We start from the raw sequence: 20,408 nt of genomic DNA on the forward strand, positions 1-20,408 counted from the left end.
GCTCCTCGCGAGGAGGCTCAGCCGTTGATGCGCTGCTTGAGCGCCTCGAGCTCGTCGCGCATCGAGGTGGGCAGGTCGTCACCGATGGTGTCGAACCACTCCTCGATCAGCGGGATCTCGGCCTTCCACTCGTCGAGGTCGACGTGCAGCGCGGTCTCGACGTCCTCCCGCGGGGTGTCCAGACCGGACAGATCGATCTGGTCGGCGGTGGGAACCCGGCCGATCGCCGTCTCCTCGGCGGCCGCGTTGCCCTCCATGCGGTCGACGATCCACTTGAGCACGCGGGAGTTCTCGCTGAAGCCCGGCCACACGATCTTCTTGCCGGACTCGTCACGCCGGAACCAGTTCACGTAGTAGATGCGCGGCAGCTTGGAGGAGTCGGCCTCCTTGCCCACGTTGACCCAGTGCTGGAAGTAGTCGCCGACGTTGTAGCCGATGAACGGCAGCATGGCCATCGGGTCGCGCCGAACCTCACCGACGTTGCCCGCGGCGGCGGCCGTCTTCTCCGAGGACAGCGTGGCACCCATGAACACGCCGTGCTGCCAGTCGAGGGCCTCGTTGACCAGCGGGATCGTGGTCTTGCGGCGACCGCCGAACAGGATCGCCGAAATCGGAACCCCGTTCGGGTCGTCCCACTCGGGCGCCAGCGTCGGGCACTGCGCCATCGGCGTGCAGTAGCGCGAGTTCGGGTGCGCGGCCTTCTCGTCGGAGTCCGGGGTCCAGTCCCGCTTCTTCCAGTCGGTCAGGTGCTGCGGGTCGCCCTCCATCTCTTCCCACCACACGTCGTTGTCGTCGGTGAGCGCGACGTTGGTGAAGATGGAGTTGCCCTTGTCCAGGGTGCGCATCGCGTTCGGATTGGTCTTCCAGTTGGTGCCGGGCGCGACACCGAAGAAGCCCGCCTCCGGGTTCACCGCGTAGAGCCGGCCGTCGGAGCCGAAGCGCATCCAGGCGATGTCGTCACCGAGGGTCTCGACCCGCCAGCCCGGCAGGGTCGGCTGCAGCATCGCCAGGTTCGTCTTGCCGCAGGCCGAGGGGAACGCGGCGGCGACGTAGTGGACCTTGTTCTCCGGAGAGATCAGTTTGAGGATGAGCATGTGCTCGGCGAGCCAGCCCTCGTCGCGGGCCATGGCCGAGGCGATGCGCAGCGAGTAGCACTTCTTGCCCAGCAGTGCGTTGCCGCCGTACCCGGAGCCGAAGCTCCAGATCAGCCGCTCCTCCGGGAAGTGGGTGATGTACTTGGTGTCGTTGCAGGGCCAAGCGACGTCCTGCTGGCCAGGCTCCAGCGGTGCACCCACCGAGTGCAGTGCGGGCACGAACTCGGCGTCCGTACCGAACTTCTCCAGCACCCGCGGGCCCATCCGGGTCATGATGTGCATCGAGACCACGACGTACTCGGAGTCGGTGATCTCCACACCCAGCCGTGGCGGGTCGGCCTCCACCGGACCCATGCAGAACGGCACGACGTACATCGTGCGACCACGCATGCAGCCCCGGTAGAGCTCGGTCATGGTCGCCTTCATCTCGTCCGGGTGCATCCAGTTGTTGGTGACGCCGGCGTCCTTGCGGTCGCGGGAGCAGATGAAGGTCCGCTCCTCGACCCGGGCGACATCACTGGGGTCGGATGCGGTCCAGAACGAGTTCGGCTTCTTGGCGTCGTCCAGACGCGTGAAGGTGCCCGCCTCGACCAGCTGGTCGGTCAGTCGCTGCCATTCCTCCTGCGACCCGTCGCACCACACCACCCGCTCCGGGGTGGTCAGCTCCGCGACCTCACGTACCCACGACAGCAGACGCTCGTGCTCCACGGGTGCCTGGTCGAGACCGGGGATGGTCATAGCGGTCATCGCGTCGTGTCTCCTGACTGGGCGCCACAGCCCGGAATGTTCGCACCACCGGACTACCCGGTGGCATTTCTGGAAATGCTCCGCTCCGCCCGGTGAACCCGGGCGGAACACTTCAAGGGGATGCATCGAGGTTAACGGCATGAAAGGCCGCCGACGGAGATCAGCCTTGTCGCTTCGCTCACAGGAACGATAAGGGAATCGATTCAGAAAGCCCTTCTTCCGGCATGGGAGCAAAAGATCCGCCTGTTGCTCCCCTATCCTGCCTGAGGATTTCCGGCGTATCGGACACACGCACGAACGCAGAGTTACGGCGAAGCGGCTCGCAGGTGCGTGATGCGGGACACGAGCACCGCCGAGCACCACCGGTGGTCACCATCCGCGTCGACACGTGGACCGTGTGCTGTCAGTCCCATCCCCAGGCCGCATCCGTGTCCCGGTCCGCGCCGGTCCACCATTCCCCGCCTTGCCAGGGCAGACTCCGAAGCTGCCGAGGACCGGTGCCCTGGCTGCCTCCTGGCCGGATGTCCTCCTCGGACTCCCACGCCGCATCGCCGGTGTCACTCACGGCCGGGTCCGGAGCGCGGCCACCTTCCCGGGCGATGCCACCCTCCTCGACCACGGTCCACTGCCCGTCACCGGTGTGCTGCGCCACGGTCACCTCGCCGGTGCTGTCGACCTCGACCGCCTGGTCGGCCGTGCCGTCTCCGTCGATGTCGGTGACCAGCATCCGGCCGCCGCCGGTGTCCACGATCGTGGTGTCGAGCCTGCCGTCGTCGTCGGTGTCCTCGGTCGCAGGCCCGATCCTGCGTTCGCCCTGCGGAGTGTCCACCACCATCGGTTCCCGCCCCGCTCGGCCGGCGACGGGGTGCTGCGGCTGCTCGGAGATCCACAAGCCGCGGTCCTGCGCGTAGCGGGCCTGGTCGAGCACGGTGCCCTCGGGACCGAAGGTGCGTACGACGTCGGCACCGCCGTCGACGTCGGCGTCGGTGTAGGCCACGAAGCCGTCGTCGGTCATCGTCGCGACCGTATCGTCGATACCGTCCCCGTCGAGGTCGACGTTGGCCTCGGCCGTGTACTCCGCACCCTCGACGGTGATCTGGATGTCGCCGTCGCCGGCTCCTGTGTCCTCGACGTACATGCCTCTCTCCCAGCGACCACGGATCGAACCCGGTGTGCCGCCACGCAGCGTAGGTCATGCCGGCTTCACGACGACAGCGAGTCATCGCGCGAACTCATCCGGTCAGCGGTGAACGGGCCGCTCGGTGCCACGGGCGGCACCGGAAGTTCCGTTCATCCCGATCCGGGCACCCACCGCACTCGCGGGTCAGGCCGTACCGTCGCGCAACTGCCGGATGCTGCCCAGCAGCTGCTCGGCCCGCTGCCATCCGGCCCGCACCTCCTCCCGGCGCCGATCGACGGTACGCACCTGCTCGCCGCGCTCGGCGGCATCCATCCGCAGTGCCCGGTCCACCTCGCGCAGCTCGCTGTCGATGGCCTCGAGCCGCTTGCTCAACGCCTCGTCGAGCAACAGCGCGAGCTGCTGTTCGGCCTCGATGAGCTGCTCGGAAACCAGTTGTTCCAAGGTGGAGCGCGCCTCGGTGATCGCCTCGGTCAGCCACTGCTTCAGATGCTGCTTGTCCGCGACGTGCTTGCGCGTCCGGGCCATCCACCAACCCGCACCCAGTCCGAGCACGATCGTCACGGGCAGCACGATCGGGTTCGACGCCGCCACCCCGGCACCCGTCATCGCCGCCGCGCGTCCCACCCCGAGCCCGCCGGAAACGCCCATGAACACCAGCAACTTGTCCTCCGCCGCAGGCGCCCGCCTGTCCGGAGGGCGCAGCACCACGGGCGCCTGCGCGCCCCGCGCGAACCGAGCACGGAGCACATCGAGCTCGGCACGGGAGAACAGCGCTGCCAGTGTTTCCTCCGCCACGCTCGCAAGCCGGTCCGACAGTGTCGCGGCGACCCGCGACGAGACCATCCGCAGCGCGGAATCCACGTGCGGCGGCAGTTCGGCCAGCTGCCGCCGGTCGGCGGTCTCGATGACCCGCCGGAACCAGTTCTGCACGTCGCGGATCTGCTTGGCGACCTCGTGATTGATCTCCACCCTGGTGCGCTGGATCCGCCCGCGCAACCTCACCTGGCTGCCACGCGTGGCGGAGCGCCGGGCGGCGGTGAGTTCCTCGCGGCGCGCACGCAGCGACTCGGCCTCGGCCTCGCCGGTGGTCAGCGCGCGCTGTTCCGCCTCCAGCCTCGCGGTGAGCTCGCCCAGCACCGTGGACAGCGCGCGCATGGTGTTGGCCTCGCCGAGCATCGCCGAACGGCCGCCGACGAGCTGCTCCAGCGCGGACCGCAGTTCCGTGATCCCCGAGCGTTGCCGCAGCACGGCGCCGGCCTGCTCGCTCGGTGCCGTCGCCGCGAGCTCGTCCATCCGTGCCGATACGGGATGGATCGGTACGTCGGCGAAGCGTGGTGCGTGCTCGGCCAGCAGCCTGCGGTCCTCCTCCAGCACCTGCCGCCACCCGCGGTGCCGGTCGGTCTTGGTCAGCGCGACGACCACCGTCTCCACCCGGTTGCCCGCGTTGTGCAGGAAGTCCAGCTCTCCCCTGGTGAGTGGGGCCGAGGCATCGACGACGAACAGCAGTGCGGTGGCGGACGCGGCAGCCTCCATCGCCAGCTCACCGTGGAGGGAGTCCAGCCCGCCCACACCGGGAGTGTCGACCATCGTGATCCGTTCGAGCGTGGCCAGCGGAGCCTGTATCCGCACGGAGCGCGGCGGAGTCCCGTCTTCGGCCATCGGCAGCCGGGCGGTCGGCTCGCCGGGATCGAGCGGACCGAACGACACGGGGTCCCGACGCGGGTACCAGGCCTGCGCGGCCCATTCGGGGCCGTGCTCGAACCGCAGGTGGCTCGCGGTGGTGACATCGGCCTCCACGGGGGACAGACCCGCGTGACCGATCAGCGCATTGACCAGTGAACTCTTGCCTCGGTTGGTCTCGCCGACCACGATCACACTCGGTGTTGTCGGCCTCGATCGGCGGACCTGCTCGACCCATTCGGCCGCGTCCGGGTCGAGTTCGCGGACCAGCGCGGAGAGGGCCTGCCTGGCCTGCTTGACCATTCGGGGCAGGGGCGTGGCGAGGGTGACGGTACCGGTGGCGGAAAGTTCCCGCGTCGAGTCGCCCGCGGTCATGCCGATGCTCCTCCGCTCGCCTGTCGTGCCCTTCCGCGAGCACGGCAGCGCCGCGAGCACCTACACGGCCCCATGCACGTCCCCCGATCCCGTCAGCCGGCGCCAGATCAGGAAGTACGTCCGATGCACCACATGGGCCACCCGGCTCTGCGCGGGTGTGGCTCCGAGGGAAGCGAACGAGCGCCACCAGCTCGCACGTTCCAGCGCGGAGTCCACCAGCTCCTGATGGGCATGTCCCGGCAGACCCAGTCGCTCACCGACATCGACGGTGCTGCCGACTCGCAGCACCTCCTCGACGAGGTCGTCGGGCAGCGGAACCGTGCCGGAGGTCACCATCGTCAGCGCTTCCAGCAAGCGCAGCTGGTGCGCCTCGGGGCGGGCGAGCAGCTCCTCGACGGCGTCGTGAATCCGCCGCTGCTCGTCACGGTCACCGCAGTTCCGGGCCAGTGCGCTCACCGCTGTCAGCCCGGCCGCCGCCTTGATCCCATCGGCACGGGCACGGAAGGCGGAGTCCAGCCTGCTCGTGACACTTGCCAGCCCCGAGGAATCCAGCACGGCGCGCCGGAGGGCACCGGTGGTGATCCCCGGGTCGGCGTCGATGGCCTCCAGTGCCCGCCCGATGCCGTGGAGGTCCATCCGCTCCAGCAGGCCACGGCGTAGCCGGGTGGGGATGTCGCATTCCTGGTCGGTGAACAGGTCCGCCGACAGCAGCAGTGTCTCCCGGACGGCCGGGTCGAGCCGGGCGAGCGCATGCAGTGCCTCGGCGTCGGTGGCGGTGAATCCGCCGGTTTCGGCGGTTTCGGCGAGCAGGCCGACGACCGGCAGCACATCGGCCACCCTGGGTTTGAGCAACTCCGCCTGCTTGCCTGCCAGCAGCGACGCCGCCTGCCACACATCCCCGCCGGATCCCCGGACCGAATCCGGCTCGACGGTGTCGGCCTTGTTCAGCACCGCGATCGCATTGACCGGGCCGGCGTCGCGGCCACCGGTCGCGGCGGTGAACGCCGCCAGCGCCTGGCGATCGTCGGCCCGCACAGACTGGGTCATGACATACAGCACGGCCTCGGCGCCGACCACGGCACTGTGCGAAACCGGGTCGAGCCTCTCCACGGGCTGCTGCGCATCGAGGCCGAGCACCTGCTCGGCGCGCGCGGCCGAGCTCACCTCCGGTGACCCCAGCCCCGGCGTGTCGATGACCGTCAGATCCCGCAGCACGGCGTTGGTCAGGTAGGCCTCCAGGTGCGAGACCCCGTCGAGCGCGACACCGAGAGCGGCGGGAACGGCACCGTCGGCGCCGAGTGGCAGGGCTCGCTTGGTGCCGTCGTGGAACACGATCTCGACGCGGTCCACGGTGCCGTACTGATACCGGGTGACGAGCCGGGTGCACTCCCCGATACCGGTAGGGGCGACACGGCGCCCGATCAGGGCGTTGACCAGTGTGGACTTACCGGATTTGATTCGTCCGGCCACCGCCACCCGCAGCGGGGTGGCCAGTCGCTGCAGCACCCGGTGGAAGCCGGCGGCCGTCGCCGCGGACACCTGCGACTGCAGGCCGGTGCACAGCCGGACCACGGCAGTCGAGAGCGGCCCGCACGAGTACTGGTGCGGCTGTGCTCCCGTGCTCACTCCGGGCCCCTCGCTCGAGCATGTGTGTGAGAAATGCGCGCACCATCCTGCCACGCACACGCCCGGCACAGGATCGACTCGACGGGTGAACTCGTCTCCGTGCCCACCGGAGTGTTTAGAAGATCCACTGCCGTGGGTAATGCGGCCTTACGGCCTGTTTCGATCTTGGCGCATACCGCCTGGAAGGATGTGTGACGAATGGAACCGGGCGTGCAGTCCTATGTCGTCTTCCTGGTCATCGGTGTCGCGCTCGTGCTCATCGACGGGTGGTTCATCCGCCGCAGCGGTGCGACCTACCTGGCCGAGGTCTACCCCACCACGAGGATCGCGGACTCGGTGAACCGCCTGATCACGGTGCTGTTCCACCTGAGCGTCCTGGGTGTTCTCGCGCTGATCTCCACGATCGAGATCAGCACGGACAACGCCGCCGAAGCGGTGGTCGCCCGCACCGGCGTGATGCTGCTCGTCCTGGCCGTGGCACACGGCATCACGCTCTGGGTCATGGCCCGCCTGCGGTCACGGCAGCGGGAGCAGCAACTCAAAGACGAGCTCACCGCCCGCACCGAGGAGCGGATGGAGCAACGCCACCCCTGACTGCCTGTCTTTGATCTGGCTCTTTCGCTTGAATGATCAGCCTGAGCAGAGTGACCCGCTCCGGCGTATTCGATCGGAATGCCCGCAGGCGGGCATCAGCAAGGCAGCAGGCCACGTGGCGTGGGTGGCTACTCGATGTGGCCTGCAACGCCGCAAGGCGCCGCCTGAGACGGCGGTTCAGCAACCACCTGACCAAGTTCCAAGACGGGCTCTGAGGCTGCCCGAGGTCCTACGACCCCGGGTGGAGTGTGCCCCCCCCACCTGCGGGAGGACGTCGCCCACCGGCGTCCTGCCTAGGCTGGCGGCGTGCGAAGGCTGATTCTGTGGATACGTGCGCACCCGACGGTGGGCGACAGCACCATCGCCGCACTGCTGGTGGTGCCGGAAGTCGCGAAGTTCCTGGTCGACGACAACCTGCATGCGGGCCCGTTCCAGTATGTCGTCACGAGCGCCCTGCTGGTCGGTCCTCTGGTCCTCCGGCGCCGCATGCCGATCGTGACCTCCTGCGTCGTGCTGCTGGGCCTGTTCGTCCACCTCCTCACCCACGACTTGCCGGACCTGCACACCGGCCATCTCTCGCTGGCGATCGTGCTGTACACGCTCGTCGCCTACGTCGGGCGGAAAGCGGCTGCGCTCCACGCCGCGGCCGTACTCGGACTGTGGGCGGCCGGGGCGCTGGCCCAATCACCGGAGCCGGGTGATCTCGTGCCCGGGCTCGGGCTGTTCCTGCTGCAGCAGGGGCTGCAACTGGCCTTCTGCTGGGTGCTCGGCGAGTTCGCCGGGGCCCGCCGCGCATACCAGGCCGAGGTCGAGCACCGGTTGCGCAGTCTGGAGTTCGAGCAGGACCAGCAGGCCCGGATCGCCGTCGCCGAGGAGCGCAACCGGATCGCCCGGGAGATCCACGACATCCTCGCGCACTCGGTGAGCGTGATGGTGGCCCAGGCCGACGGTGCCGCCTACGCGGTGCGCAGCAAGCCCGAGCTGGCCGAGCGGGCCGTGCAGTCCATCGGCACGACCGGCCGGGAGGCGCTGACCGAGCTGCGCAGCCTGCTGCGGGTTCTGCGCGACGAGAAGGACGTCGAGGACGAACGCAGCCCGCAACCCACGGCATCGGGGGTGCGGGAACTGGTCGACCGGGTTCGCGGTCTCGAGTTGCCGGTCACGCTGGAGATCGAGGGGGAGTTGGACGAACTTCCGAGGGGGCTCGGTCTCGGTGTGTATCGCATCGTTCAGGAATCGCTGACCAACGTGCTCAAGCACGCCGGCTGGAAAGCCGCCGCGTCGGTACGGATCGGCCACGACGGGCAGCAGGTCACCATCGAGGTCACCGACACCGGTGCGAAGGGGGTGCTGCCCCCGCTGGCATCGGGTGGCAACGGCGTGATCGGCATGCGCGAGCGGGCGACGGCCTACGGGGGATCGCTCCAGGCCGGCCCCGGCAGCAGCGGCGGGTGGCGGGTGCACGCCACGATCCCCGTCCCCGGATGTCCCACCGCACACTCCGAGTCCGAACCGGCGGCGCGGATAGGCTGAGGCGCATGGCGCGGGTGATGTTGGTGGACGATCAGGAACTGATGCGCATGGGGTTGCGCATGGTCCTCGACGCGCAGGACGACGTGGAGGTCGTCGGGGAGGCCGGTGACGGTGCGGCCGCCGTCGAACTGGCCCGGAGCCTGCGCCCCGACGTCGTGCTGATGGACATCCGGATGCCGGTGCTGGACGGGGTGGAGGCCACACGGCGGATCGTCACCGACGGCAGCGCCAGGGTACTGGTGATGACCACCTTCGACCTGGACGAGTACGCGCTGGCGGCACTGCGTGGTGGGGCCAGCGGATTCCTGCTCAAGGACACGCCGCCGGAAGCTCTCGTCTCGGCGGTGCACTCGGTCACCGGCGGGGATGCCGTCGTGTCGCCGACCGTCACGCGACGGCTCCTGGACCACTTCCTCGGCGAGTCCGGCACCCCGTCGCGGGATGCCTCGGTCCTGCAAGTGCTCACCGAGCGCGAGCGCGAGGTGTTGGCACACGCCGCCAAGGGGCTGTCCAACACCGAGATCGCGACGCAGTTGTTCCTGTCCGAGGCCACCGTGAAGACCCACATCGGGCGCATCCTGTCCAAACTCGACCTGCGCGACCGCGTCCAGGCCGTCGTGCTGGCCTACGAGACCGGGCTGGTGCGTCCCGGGGAGTGAACGCCTGCTCGCAGGCATCCCGGCAATCGCGGATAACCTGCAAGGGTGTCCGCAACAGCCATGCACCGCCCCCGTCTCGTCGCGCTCGACGTCGACGGGACCGTGCTCGACCCCGAAACCCAGACCGTGTCCACCGGCGTGCGTGAAGCCGTCCGCCGAGTTGTCGACGCGGGTGGTCACGTCATCGTGGCCACCGGCAGGAGCATGCTGGGGACCCTGCCCATCCTCGACGAACTCGGATTGCACAGCGGCGCCGCCCTGTGCTCCAACGGCGCGGTCCGGGTGGATGCGGCCACCCGCGAAACCGTCGCCGTCGAGACGTTCGATCCGGCACCGGTCCACGAGCGGCTGTCGGCCCTGCTGCCGGGATCGAACTTCGCGGCCGAGCAGGTCGGCACGGGCAGTCTCGTGACCGGCTGGTTCCCGGAAGCACTCCTGCACGGCCCCCAGCGGCCGGCCGACGTCGACGAGCTCGTCGGCAGGCGCGTGCCGCGACTGATCGCGCACTGGGCGGGACACACCCCGGACGAGGCCACCGAGGTGCTCGCAGGCGTGCACCTGCCCACCTGCACTTACACCATCGATCACTACGCGGCGTGGGTGACCGTCGTGCCCGAGGGCGTCACCAAGGGCGCGGCACTGGAGAAGCTCCGTACCGAGCTCGGTGTCGCCGTCGAGGACACGTTCGCCGCCGGAGACGGCGACAACGACATCCAGATGCTCGAATGGGCAGGGCACAGCGTGGCGATGGGGCAGGCACCGGATCCGGTACGGGCGGCTGCGGCCGAGGTCACCGACACGGTCGCCGAGGACGGCCTGGTCATGGCCTTGGACCGCTGGTTGCGGCTGAGCCGTCCCTGAACCCTTCCCCTCGGGAAGTCCCCGAGACCGCCGGCCGGAATCGGGGACGATCTACGACCTGAAGCGGACCCGATTCCATACCGTGGACCGACGCGCTCGGAGCCTCCGCGGCGGCATCCTGGTCATCGCATCGGCACCGGAGCCCGAGAACCGGGGGTGGGCTCCGGTCGCCTTCGGCGATCAGCACAGGAGAGATCATGATCGAGGCTGTGGGCCTCACCAAACGCTACGGTTCGACGGTGGCGGTCAACGACCTGTCGTTCACCGTGAAACCGGGCCGGGTCACCGGCTTCCTGGGCCCCAACGGTGCCGGGAAGTCCACCACCATGCGGATGATGCTCGGGCTGGACCGGCCGAGTGCGGGCAAGGTACTCATCGACGGCCACCCGTATCGGGAACTCAAGCATCCCCTGCGCACCGTCGGTGCGCTCGTCGAGGCCACGTGGGTGCACCCGAACCGATCCGCACGTGCCCATCTGCGCTGGCTGGCGCGCTCCAACAACATTCCCAAGCAGCGGGTCGACGAGGTCCTCGAGGTGGTCGGCCTGGAGCAGGTCGCCAACCGCCGCGCGGGGGGGTTCTCGCTGGGCATGTCCCAGCGTCTCGGCATCGCTTCCGCACTGCTGGGGGATCCGCAGATCCTGTTGTTCGACGAGCCCGTCAATGGACTCGATCCCGAGGGAATTCACTGGATCAGGCGGTTCATGCAACGGCTGGCGGCCGAGGGCCGGACGGTCTTCGTCTCCAGTCACCTGCTGTCCGAGATGTCACTGACCGCAGAGGAGCTGGTGGTGGTCGGCCGCGGCGAGCTCATCACCCAGTGCAGCACGGAGGAATTCGTCGAGAGCGCGAGCACCGCTTCGGTCAAGGTTCGCTCCCCGCAGGCGGCACAGCTGCGTGAGCTGATCACCGCGCGGGGGTTGAGCGTGCACGACACCGATACGCGGGAGCCCGACGCTCTCGTCGTCGATGGTGCTTCCAGCGATCGCGTCGGCGAGATCGCCGCCGAAGGCGGGATCGTGCTGCACGAGCTGGCGTCGCAGCGCGGTTCGTTGGAGGAAGCGTTCATGCAGCTCACCAACGACTCCGTGGAGTACCGGACCGACTCCGGCGACCCGAGCGAGAACACCACCACACTCACGACGGCAGGAAAGTGAAGCGATGACACTGCTCGCTGTTGAACGCATCAAACTGTTCTCGACCCGCTCACCCTGGTGGTCGATGTTCCTCGCGCTGGGGCTGACCATCGGCTTCGCCGCGATGATGGCGCTCCAGAGTGGACCCGAGTTCCCGCTGACGCTGTCGATGACCCAGGTCGGCAGGCAGTTCGGCATCCTGGTCGTGCTGGTGATGGGGGTGTTGACGGTCACCACCGAGTACCGGTTCGGCACCATCAAGGCCACCTTCCAGGCGGTACCGAACCGGACGGCGGCACTGCTGGCCAAGACCGCCCTCATCGCCGTGCTGGCACTGCTGATCGGTGAGACCGCCGCGTTCGGCTCCTGGGGAGTCGCGCAGGTGGTCGCACCGGAGGCCGACCTGGCGATCACCACGTCCGAGCAGTGGCGCATGCTCGTCGGACTCGGCCCGATTTTCGCGGGCAGCGCGGTGCTCGCGCTGGCCGTCGGTGTCCTCATTCGACAGACCGCGGGCGCGGTGACTCTGGTGATCGCCTGGTCGATGCTGGTGGAAGGTCTGGTCGGGATGATCCCGACCATCGGCGAGGACATCCAGAATTGGATGCCCTTCATGATGGCCAACCATTTCCTCACCGGATCCGCGGGCGATTCATCCGATATGCCGCTGGGGCCGTGGGGGGCATTGGCCTACTTCGTCGCCATCGCGGTGGGAATGCTGATCATCGCGCTGATCACGGCTCATCGCCGGGACGCGTGACAGGGCATATCGTCAATGCCGTTACCCAGTGTTACCCATCCCGGTGGAGAGACTGGTCACCCCGACCGATAGGATCGAAGCCGCGATCGCAGCCGCAGCATAGTCCACTGTGCTCTCCCTTCGACCACGGCGAGGACACCGCCGGCCGGATCCGGAGTGGACGGTCCTGCGGAATACGGATCATGGCACAACCGAAATCGACCGACTGCAGTAGCGCTCGGGGGCGCCGGCGGTCGGGACGGGGGAAGGCCCGGGCTGTCATTCGGGGGATAGCCCGGGCCTTGTGCTTTCCGCAGAACGGACTTTCCTGTTGAAGCAACGACGGACGACCCCGCGAAACTCTGTCCTACACGCTGGGGCGGACGACGGTCACGGGACAGGCGGCATGCCGAACACACTGCTCCGCCACGGCGCCCAGCATCAATCCGGAGAAACCGCCGCGGCCGCGGTGCCCGACGACGAGCAGGTCCGCCCCGCGCGATGCGGACAGCAGAGCTTGCGGGGGAGGCGAGTGCACCGCGTGTATCCGTATCTCGCAGCCGGGGTCCGTGCCGAGCCTGCCGGTCACGAGCTGCTCGGTGTCGGCACACACGAGTTCCTCGTACTGCTCGACGCTCGGCACGGTGCCGGTCGGCCAGTCCTTGGGCAGCGGTGTCGTCCGCATGCTCCACGCACGGATGATGTGCAGGACGGTGCCCCGCCGCACCGCCTCCTGCGCCGCGAAGGTCAGGGCACGCATCGAGGAAGCGGAGTTGTCCACACCGACGGCCACTCCACCGTCGATGATCACTCGTTCCTGCGTTTGATCCGTCACCTTTCCACTCCACTTCAGGCGGGTGGGGCTGTCGAGGCGGGCAATCCGAGCCTCACAGAAGGTTGCCACATCGTTATCTTGAACACAATTTGATTCCTTTCTTCGCTTTTTCGGTCATTTCTGGTAGTGCATGAATCAGGTGTGTTGTCCCGGCCCGGTATTGCCCCGGCCTTGCCCGAGTGGTCACCGACGGGAAAGCACTTCCGCAGAACCACCGGCCGGGTGTGTTCGCAACTTTCGCAAAGGAGACGGTGAGCCGTGGCCCGCTTTGCCGAATGCTCGACAGTACCCGTATCCCGAAGTCCGATTCGCGTTTCACGTCCGCAGATCGATGTCCGTGTGGAGCCGCTCCCGCATCTGGAGTGGTCCCTGGCCACGGAATCCTCACCACCGACCGGGGAAGCCGCCTCCCCCGAGTCCACCCGCCGGAGCTGGATCCACCGCGCTCCGGAAACTCGGGTGCTCACCCTGTTCCGGCAACTCGACGGGACCGCGAGCCGCCTGCCTGCTCCCTGGTGGCTGACCGCACTCGACCGGGGCGAACTGCCCTCCCGCGCCGCGGCGTTCTCTCTCGAGGACGCCCTCCATGCCCTGCTGACCAGCCGACCCGGCTGGGCCTTCGTGCCCTGGGCGGCACCGGGAGAGGCCGTGTACTGGGAGTACGGTCCCTCCGACCGGACCCCCATGACGATGCCGACCACCGTCGTGCTGACCGACCGGCATCCCGGCTGGGTGAGTGTGGTGCCCGCGCATACCGACACCGCGCCTGCCCGGCCGGTCCCGATGCGGTCGATGGCCGAGCTCGAGCGAGCGCTCCCGCGCGTGGAGGCGTGGTAGCCGCAGCGACCGGTCCGGCGGCCGAACCCGGGGCGGTCGGCCCACCGTACGGGTTTGCGATACTGGGTTCTCGTGAGTGCCTCTGACCAGCAAGTCCGCCACCGGCGCACGGTCGTCAGCTACGTCCAGCGCGGCGATCGGATGACAAGCGGCCAGCAGCGTGCATGGGACCGCCACTGGGCGGAGCTGGGCAGCGAGATCGCCTCGTTGCCCGAGGGGCCCCTGGATGCCGCCGGCTGGTTCGGCCGCGACGCACCGCTGGTACTGGAGATCGGTTCCGGCATGGGGGAAACCACCGCCCAGCTCGCCGCAGCTCAGCCGGACACCAACCACGTGGCCGTGGAGGTCTACAAACCCGGCCTGGCCCAGTTGCTGCTCCGGGCGGAGAGTCTGGAGGTGAGCAACCTCCGGCTCTTGCGGGGGGATGCGGTCGTGCTGCTGCGCAACCACATCGAGCCCGCCTCACTGTCCGAGGTGCGCATTTTCTTCCCGGACCCGTGGCCGAAGAAGCGCCACCACAAGCGCAGGCTCGTACAGCCGGACATCGTCGAGCTGATCGCCACACGGCTCGTCGGGGGCGGCGTGTTGCACCTGGCGACCGACTGGAGTCAGTACGCCGAGCAGATGTTGGAAATCTGCCAGGCGCAGGGAATGCTGCGCAATCTCCATCCGGACAGCCCGGGAGGCTGGGCGCCGCGCCCGCAGTGGCGGCCGGTGACGAAGTTCGAGCAGCGCGCGCACGAAGAAGGCCGGGTCATTCACGACCTGCGGTTCGAGCGCGTCTGATCGTTTCCGACGCCGCTGTGTGCGGGGCGTCGTTGGCCGGGGGTCGAAAAAGGCCGGGGGAGCCTGGATCCGGCGGTTCAGGAGGTGCTTCTGCGTGCTGCTTTCCTGCTGTGGCGTCTCACCTCCCAGAGATCCGGGAGGACCGAGCTCAGCGCCATGAGCAGTAGCACTCCCAGCGCCAGCACGGTGCCCGTTGTCGTCAGGACGGTCATCATCATCGTGATCACCTCTGCCAAACGGTACTGTCCCTCTTGAGCGTGGTAGGCGAAGCACCGTTGGTGAATCGCCCATGTGGTGAGGAACTCAGAGTCATTCGGCCAGGATGTGCCCGGTTATGCCTCGCGACGGGTCCATTCGGGTGACATGCGCGTCCCGCTCCCGTGGAGATTCGCGAACGTCGATGCACGTCTCTCCCCGCCCCTGGCCGGCTCCGGTGCCGGGACGGGTCGTGCAGAATGCGGATATGCCGATCGCCCTGCGCCTGCACGCTCCGATGCTCCTTCCCTGCGATCCGGCCTGTTCGGTGGTCCGGGACGCCGTGGTGGACATCGACGTCCACGGCCGCCTCGCCTACTGCGGGACGCGTGAGCAGGCCCCGGCGCTTCCCCACGACACCGTCGTGCGGGAATGCGCGGGAATGCTGTTGCCCGGGCTGATCAACGCTCACGCGCACAGCCCGATGACCCTGCTCAGGGGAATGGGCGGGGATCTGCCGCTGTTGCGCTGGCTCCGCGAAGTGGTCTGGCCCGCCGAGTCGAAGTTGCGCCCCTCCGACGTGCGTGCCGGCATGGCGCTCGGTGCCGTGGAGATGCTCCGAGCCGGAGTGACGACCAGCGCGGAGATGTACTTCACCGGGGAGTCGGTGGCCGAGGCCACGCTCGCGGTCGGTTCCCGGATCCTGCTGACCCCGGCCGTGATCGACGCCCCGGACCTGAGCACGCTCGGCACCTGGCGGCAGATGGTGGAAGGCATCGACCGATGGATCGATGCCGACGGGCTGCGGTTCGGACCGGGCGAGCGCATCGAGCTCGGCTACGGACCCCACTCGGCGTACACACTGCCCCCCGAAGCGCTGCAGCTCATCGGGGAGAGTGCGCAACAGCGCGGCGCGCTCGTGCAGACCCACGTCGCCGAAAGCGCGACGGAGGACGCCGAGATACGGCAGCGGCACGGTTCGGTCCCGAAGCTGCTGGACAAACTCGGCGTGCTCGATGGTCGTGTGACGGCCGCGCACGGTGTGCACCTGTCCGACGAGGACATCGACCTGCTCGCGCGGCGCGGGGTCGGCGTGGCCCATTGCCCCGGCTCCAACGCCAAGCTGGCCTCCGGAACGGCACGGCTGGTCGACCTGCTCACGGCGCAGGTGCCGGTGGGACTCGGCACCGACGGGCCGTCCAGCAACGACGACCTCGATCTGTGGGAGGAAGTCCAGCTGTCCGGCATGCTCGCCCGGCTGTCCACCGGGGACGCCACCGCGGTGACGGCTCGGGCCGCCCTGCTGGCCGCCACGCGGGGTGGTGCCGCTGCACTGCACCGGGAGGACATCGGAGCGCTCGAACCCGGTTGCTGGGCCGACATCGTGCACATGGATGTCGACACTCCCGCTTTCGCGACGGGGCTGGAAGCACCGGACGAGCAGATCCTGTCCAACCTGGTGTGGGCGGGGGGATCGCGGTGCGTCCGCGATGTCTGGGTCGCGGGCGAGGAGATCCTGCGGGACGGCGAGCCCACCCGCGTCGATCGCCGCTCCGTACAAGCCGCAGCGCGCAGGGCCGCCCAGCACATCCGCACCTGACCTGCAGGAGAAGTGGGCGGATTGGCTTGCGATGGGTCGTGTCGAGTGCGGGGGGCTAAACCTCAGGTGTGTGGCCGGACGGTGATCTCGGTGAGGTGGGCGTCGGCGGGAGCCCGCACGGCGGAGACGATGGACTCGGCGACCGACTCCGGGCGCAGGTAACGCTCCGGTTCGAACGCACCGCCCTCGGAGTCGCGAACGTCGCGCTGCATGTCGGTGGCCACCCGCCCGGGAAACACCGAGGTCACCCGCAGCCCGTTGCCGGCTTCCTCAGCACGGAGCACGTCGGCATAAGCACGCAGCGCGAACTTGCTGGCCGCGTACGAACCCCAGTGCGGCTTCGCGGCCAACCCCGCACCGGAATTGACGAGGACCACGTGCCCCGAGGCCGCGCGCAGTGCGGGCAGCAGGGCCCGGGTCAACTCGGTGACGGCGAACAGGTTCAGCTCGAAGGTGCGCCGCCACGAGTCCGCCGACACCTCCGAGACCGCGCCCAGCTCGATCGTGCCCGCGCTGTGGATCAGCACGTCCAGTGTGTCGATGTCGTCGGCCGCAGCGGCCACCGCCTCGCCATCGGTGAGCTCGACGGGCCAGGGGCGCGCTCCGGGGATCTCCTCGGCGAGGGTGCGCAACGCGTCGCTGTCGCGGCCACCCAACAGCACCTCGTGCGTGGCCGACAGCGAGCGTGCGACCGCAGCACCGATACCGCGAGAAGCACCGGTGACCAGCGCGATCGGTCGTGAAGCCATACCCGCACCGTATCCCATGGCGAGGTGTCCCCCACCTCTCGGCGTGGCGTCCACCGAGGACGTGTGCCCGGCCCCGCGCGAGGCGGAGCCGGGCACGGAACGGACGTGCTCGGCAGGAGGCGAGAACCCCGCGCCCGTCCGCGGTGGGTGAATCAGCGGCGACCGATCTCGCCGGGCCGGGGTCCGTCCTTGCGCCACACCGCCACCACCGACGGGCGCGGCTGCGATTCGCCCCCGCCGGGCCAGTGCGAGGCGGGCTTGTCGGCGTCGGCTCCGTCGAGCTCGCCCGGGTGCTGGACGCACACGGTCACCACGTTGTCGGTGATGACCGGCCCACACGTCTCGGCTCCCCTGGGCACGGTCAGGAACTGCTTGACGTGACCACGGTGGGCACCGTCGACCGGTACGGCGAACAGGCCGTCGTTGGAGCCCAACTCGTTGCCGTCGGTGGAGACCCACAGGTTCCCGTGCCGGTCGAAGGCGACGTTGTCCGGACACGAGATCGGGCTGACCCGGCTGCTGTCGAACCCGCCGAAGTAGGTGTTCGGGTCGTTCGGATCACCACAGACCAGCAGCAGGTTCCAGGAGAACCCGGTCCCCGTGGCATCGCCGTCGTTCTCCTGCAGCTCCAGCACGTGGCCGTGCTTGTTGCCGACTCGCGGGTTCGCCTCGTCGACCCCGGCATGCCCGGCGGCGCCTCGGTCGGAGTTGTTGGTCAGTGCGCAGTAGACGCGACCGTTGACCGGATTGGGCTGGATGTCCTCCGGACGGTCCATCCTGGTGGCTCCGGCGGCATCGGCTGCCATCCGGGTGAAGACGTAGACCTCTTCGGCGGTGAAGCCCGGCACGTGGGATCGGTTCCCGCTGGCCAGCGGAAGCCACTCCCCGCTGCCGTCGAACCGTCCGTCCGAGGGCAGCTCGCCGCTGCCGTCGATCTCCTTGCCCGGGCTGTCCCCGGTGAATCGCGCGACGTAGAGGGTTCCGTCGTCCAGCAGGGACATGTTGTGCCGCCGGGCACGTGCACTGCGGCCGGGCTTCATCCGGCCGTTCGAGACGAACTTGTAGACGTACTCGAAACGCTCGTCGTCACCGCTGTAGGCCACGACACGACCGTCGTCGGCCACCGTGATGGTGGCACCCTCGTGCTTGAACCGGCCCAGTGCCGTGTGCTTGACCGGTGTGGAGTCGGGATCGTGCGGATCGATCTCGACGATCCACCCGAACCGGTTGGGTTCGTTCGGCTCCTTGCCGACATCCCAGCGCCAATCGAACCGCTCCCACTTGCGGGTACTGGCACCGGCGCCGAGCCCGTACCGGTCGAGCCGCTGCCGGGCCTGCGGATCGGTGACCCTGTCGGCGTGAGCGAAGTACTGGTGGAAGTTCTCCTCCCCGGCGAGCATGGTGCCCCACGGGGTGATACCGCCCGCACAGTTGTTCAGGGTGCCGAGCACACGAGTGCCGCTGGGATCGGCGGAGGTCTTGAGATGCCCGCTGCCCGCCGCGGGCCCGCGGACCTCGAACTCCGTGTTCAGCGTGATACGGCGGCTGTAGCTGCTCGGTACCGGCGACAGACCGCCGCCTGCGGTGTCGCGCCGCACCAGCAGCACGGACTGCCCGTGCGCGGCCCAGGCGATGCGAACCTGCTCCTCGGTGGGGTTGTTCTCGTCGTAGCCGCGGAACATGTGCGGCTCGCTGGTGTACTCGTGATTGACCACGAGCAGGTTGCGCACACCGGCCCCGTCCAACGGGATCAGGCCCGCGAAGTCGTTGTTGTAGCCGAACTGCCGTTCCTGGGCGGCGGCCGTCTGGTGGTCGAAGTCGAACTCGGGTGCACCGGGGACGACGGGGTCACCCCAGCGGATGACGATTCCCTGCTCGTAGCCCTCGGGGACGACGACGCGGTCCTCGGTGTTGGGGGCCACGGGGTCGAAATCCGTCCCGACCGCCGCGGCACCGTCCTGGCCGGGGCGGGACGACCCGGCGGGCCGTGCCGCGGCCGTGCCGCCGAGTGCCGCGGCACCGCCGGTGGCCAGGGCCACCACGGCGGCTCCCCTCAGTGCGTTCCGGCGGCTGAGCGCGCTTTCCACGATGTCACCGAAGTAGGCGTTGTCCGAGGGGTTGGGCGCTTCGTGAGCACAGGCGTTGCCGCAGCGGTACTCGCAGGTCACCGCGGATCGGCCGGAACGCTGGGGCAGCAGCGAAAGCGGGATAACCCGCCCGCCGTTCGGTCTGACGGACATGCGGATCTCCAAGGCATCGATGGGCGAACACCGGCACGCTAGAAGAGCCGAGCAAGGGCACGGAAGACGCGAAGTGAACGAAAAAGAAATTCACGACCGACGGTGATCGCCTTCTCGCTCGATTCGGGAACGATCACCACTGGACGTGCATGCCGATCACATGGTGTGATCATGCGCAAGCAGGCCGCATGAGGCGCGGACTCAGGTCCGGCCGGGAGCGGTACGCGACACGATGAAGCGCTGAAGCTGCTGCGGGATGAGCCGCCCGAGCGCGACGAGTGCCTTGTACTGCGTGCCCGGGATCGACACGTCCTTGCCGCGCCGCAGGTCCGCCAGCCCCTCGTGCACGACCGCATCGGCGTCCAGCCAGAACGCCTTCGGCAGCGCGCTCATGTCCAACTCGGCACGCTCGTGGAACTCGGTGCGCGTGAAACCCGGGCACAGCGCCATCACCCGCACCCCGCTGCCTGCCAGCGCCACGGACAGACCTTCGGAGAACGTGGTCACCCACGCCTTGGAGGCCGCATACGTCGACCCGGACACCGAGAAGAAGCCGGAGACGCTGGACACGTTGATCACGTCCCCGCGTCCGCGCTCCCGCATCGTCGGCACGGCCGCGTGGGTCAGCCGCAGCACGGCGGCGACGTTGAGCTCCAGTTGCGTGCGCAGCGCCGCGGCGTCGAGGTCCCAGAAAGCTCCGGAGGTCCCGAATCCGGCGTTGTTGACCAGCAGATCCACCGGCCTGTCCGGGTCGGTGAGCCGCCGCTCGACCTCGGCGCAGCCGGACTCGTCGGTCAGGTCGGCGCGCAGCACCTCGGTCTGCACACCGTGACGCGTCCGGAGCCCCTCGGCCAGTGACCGGAGCCGGTCGGCGTCACGGGCGACCAGAACGAGATCGTGACCTTCGGCGGCGAGGCGGCGGGCGAAGGCCCGGCCGATACCCGCGGTGGCACCGGTGACGACAGCGGTAGGCATACCCGG

General features: G+C 68.8%; 18 protein-coding genes. 9 read left to right on the forward strand and 9 right to left on the reverse strand.

Going from position 1 to position 20,408, the window contains the following annotated elements; translation table 11 throughout:
- Window positions 1–17: 17 nt before the first annotated feature.
- The 4 genes from DFQ14_RS02310 to DFQ14_RS02325 form a co-directional block, all read right to left on the reverse strand.
- Window positions 18–1,841: a phosphoenolpyruvate carboxykinase (GTP) gene (locus DFQ14_RS02310; RefSeq protein ID WP_114451311.1), complete on the reverse strand. Its 1,824-nt coding sequence runs from the start codon at window positions 1,839–1,841 to the stop codon at window positions 18–20.
- Window positions 1,842–2,244: 403 nt separating this feature from the next.
- Window positions 2,245–2,979, reverse strand: coding sequence for a DUF6802 family protein (locus tag DFQ14_RS02315; protein WP_114451312.1), 735 nt, complete (start codon window positions 2,977–2,979; stop codon window positions 2,245–2,247).
- A gap of 186 nt (window positions 2,980–3,165) precedes the next feature.
- The gene (locus DFQ14_RS02320) at window positions 3,166–5,037 is read right to left on the reverse strand and encodes a dynamin family protein (RefSeq protein WP_114451313.1); all 1,872 of its coding nucleotides are present in this window, start codon (window positions 5,035–5,037) and stop codon (window positions 3,166–3,168) included.
- 60 nt (window positions 5,038–5,097) lie between these two features.
- Window positions 5,098–6,663, reverse strand: a complete 1,566-nt coding sequence (locus DFQ14_RS02325; protein WP_114451314.1) for a dynamin family protein — start codon at window positions 6,661–6,663, stop codon at window positions 5,098–5,100.
- A gap of 198 nt (window positions 6,664–6,861) precedes the next feature.
- Here DFQ14_RS02325 and DFQ14_RS02330 point away from each other — a divergent pair, with 198 nt between their 5' ends.
- The 6 genes from DFQ14_RS02330 (at window position 6,862) to DFQ14_RS02355 (ending at window position 12,206) form a co-directional block, all read left to right on the forward strand.
- Entirely contained in the window at window positions 6,862–7,257 is a 396-nt protein-coding gene (locus tag DFQ14_RS02330) for a hypothetical protein (RefSeq protein WP_114451315.1), read from the forward strand.
- 306 nt (window positions 7,258–7,563) lie between these two features.
- Entirely contained in the window at window positions 7,564–8,790 is a 1,227-nt protein-coding gene (locus DFQ14_RS02335) for a sensor histidine kinase (RefSeq protein ID WP_246195749.1), read from the forward strand.
- Window positions 8,791–8,795: 5 nt separating this feature from the next.
- Entirely contained in the window at window positions 8,796–9,449 is a 654-nt protein-coding gene (locus DFQ14_RS02340) for a response regulator (RefSeq protein ID WP_114451316.1), read from the forward strand.
- Between the two features lie 45 nt (window positions 9,450–9,494).
- Window positions 9,495–10,310, forward strand: a complete 816-nt coding sequence (locus tag DFQ14_RS02345; protein WP_246195750.1) for an HAD family hydrolase — start codon at window positions 9,495–9,497, stop codon at window positions 10,308–10,310.
- A 197-nt stretch (window positions 10,311–10,507) separates the two neighbouring features.
- Window positions 10,508–11,467, forward strand: a complete 960-nt coding sequence (locus DFQ14_RS02350) for an ABC transporter ATP-binding protein (protein WP_114451318.1) — start codon at window positions 10,508–10,510, stop codon at window positions 11,465–11,467.
- Window positions 11,468–11,471: 4 nt separating this feature from the next.
- Window positions 11,472–12,206, forward strand: a complete 735-nt coding sequence (locus DFQ14_RS02355) for a hypothetical protein (protein WP_114451319.1) — start codon at window positions 11,472–11,474, stop codon at window positions 12,204–12,206.
- A 346-nt stretch (window positions 12,207–12,552) separates the two neighbouring features.
- On the opposite strand, the gene DFQ14_RS02360 is transcribed toward DFQ14_RS02355, so the two are convergent.
- Window positions 12,553–13,020, reverse strand: coding sequence for a universal stress protein (locus DFQ14_RS02360; protein ID WP_246195751.1), 468 nt, complete (start codon window positions 13,018–13,020; stop codon window positions 12,553–12,555).
- Between the two features lie 339 nt (window positions 13,021–13,359).
- Here DFQ14_RS02360 and DFQ14_RS02365 point away from each other — a divergent pair, with 339 nt between their 5' ends.
- Window positions 13,360–13,857: a hypothetical protein gene (locus tag DFQ14_RS02365; RefSeq protein ID WP_246195752.1), complete on the forward strand. Its 498-nt coding sequence runs from the start codon at window positions 13,360–13,362 to the stop codon at window positions 13,855–13,857.
- Between the two features lie 72 nt (window positions 13,858–13,929).
- Complete coding sequence (trmB, locus tag DFQ14_RS02370; protein WP_114451320.1) at window positions 13,930–14,643, forward strand: tRNA (guanosine(46)-N7)-methyltransferase TrmB; 714 nt, start codon at window positions 13,930–13,932, stop codon at window positions 14,641–14,643.
- Window positions 14,644–14,720: 77 nt separating this feature from the next.
- Here the strand turns inward: trmB and DFQ14_RS21985 are convergent, their stop codons facing one another.
- Window positions 14,721–14,861: a hypothetical protein gene (locus DFQ14_RS21985; RefSeq protein ID WP_170206374.1), complete on the reverse strand. Its 141-nt coding sequence runs from the start codon at window positions 14,859–14,861 to the stop codon at window positions 14,721–14,723.
- Between the two features lie 245 nt (window positions 14,862–15,106).
- Here DFQ14_RS21985 and DFQ14_RS02375 point away from each other — a divergent pair, with 245 nt between their 5' ends.
- Window positions 15,107–16,438, forward strand: a complete 1,332-nt coding sequence (locus DFQ14_RS02375) for an amidohydrolase family protein (protein WP_179951467.1) — start codon at window positions 15,107–15,109, stop codon at window positions 16,436–16,438.
- A gap of 62 nt (window positions 16,439–16,500) precedes the next feature.
- On the opposite strand, the gene DFQ14_RS02380 is transcribed toward DFQ14_RS02375, so the two are convergent.
- The 3 genes from DFQ14_RS02380 to DFQ14_RS02390 all read right to left on the reverse strand — a co-directional run bounded on the left by DFQ14_RS02380 (window position 16,501) and on the right by DFQ14_RS02390 (window position 20,402).
- Window positions 16,501–17,187 (reverse strand): SDR family oxidoreductase, encoded by a 687-nt coding sequence (locus DFQ14_RS02380; protein ID WP_114451560.1) that lies wholly within the window; start codon window positions 17,185–17,187, stop codon window positions 16,501–16,503.
- 152 nt (window positions 17,188–17,339) lie between these two features.
- Window positions 17,340–19,427: a PhoX family protein gene (locus DFQ14_RS02385; RefSeq protein WP_114451321.1), complete on the reverse strand. Its 2,088-nt coding sequence runs from the start codon at window positions 19,425–19,427 to the stop codon at window positions 17,340–17,342.
- A gap of 201 nt (window positions 19,428–19,628) precedes the next feature.
- On the reverse strand, window positions 19,629–20,402 hold the full coding sequence (locus DFQ14_RS02390) for an SDR family NAD(P)-dependent oxidoreductase (protein ID WP_114451322.1): 774 nt from the start codon (window positions 20,400–20,402) through the stop codon (window positions 19,629–19,631).
- Window positions 20,403–20,408 lie beyond the last annotated feature (6 nt).

Source organism: Halopolyspora algeriensis, from assembly GCF_003337235.1.
Taxonomy (GTDB): domain Bacteria; phylum Actinomycetota; class Actinomycetes; order Mycobacteriales; family Pseudonocardiaceae; genus Haloactinomyces; species Haloactinomyces algeriensis.

Bases quoted from the DNA above. Each gene is read 5' to 3' on its own strand.
- DFQ14_RS21985 (WP_170206374.1), bottom strand. From the start codon at position 14,861: ATGATGATGACCGTCCTGACGACAACGGGCACCGTGCTGGCGCTGGGA.
- DFQ14_RS02355 (WP_114451319.1), top strand. From the start codon at position 11,472: ATGACACTGCTCGCTGTTGAACGCATCAAACTGTTCTCGACCCGCTCA.
- DFQ14_RS02330 (WP_114451315.1), top strand. From the start codon at position 6,862: ATGGAACCGGGCGTGCAGTCCTATGTCGTCTTCCTGGTCATCGGTGTC.
- DFQ14_RS02350 (WP_114451318.1), top strand. From the start codon at position 10,508: ATGATCGAGGCTGTGGGCCTCACCAAACGCTACGGTTCGACGGTGGCG.
- DFQ14_RS02390 (WP_114451322.1), bottom strand. From the start codon at position 20,402: ATGCCTACCGCTGTCGTCACCGGTGCCACCGCGGGTATCGGCCGGGCC.
- DFQ14_RS02380 (WP_114451560.1), bottom strand. From the start codon at position 17,187: ATGGCTTCACGACCGATCGCGCTGGTCACCGGTGCTTCTCGCGGTATC.
- DFQ14_RS02385 (WP_114451321.1), bottom strand. From the start codon at position 19,427: ATGTCCGTCAGACCGAACGGCGGGCGGGTTATCCCGCTTTCGCTGCTG.
- DFQ14_RS02375 (WP_179951467.1), top strand. From the start codon at position 15,107: ATGCCGATCGCCCTGCGCCTGCACGCTCCGATGCTCCTTCCCTGCGAT.
- DFQ14_RS02310 (WP_114451311.1), bottom strand. From the start codon at position 1,841: ATGACCGCTATGACCATCCCCGGTCTCGACCAGGCACCCGTGGAGCAC.
- DFQ14_RS02320 (WP_114451313.1), bottom strand. From the start codon at position 5,037: ATGACCGCGGGCGACTCGACGCGGGAACTTTCCGCCACCGGTACCGTC.
- DFQ14_RS02315 (WP_114451312.1), bottom strand. From the start codon at position 2,979: ATGTACGTCGAGGACACAGGAGCCGGCGACGGCGACATCCAGATCACC.
- DFQ14_RS02340 (WP_114451316.1), top strand. From the start codon at position 8,796: ATGGCGCGGGTGATGTTGGTGGACGATCAGGAACTGATGCGCATGGGG.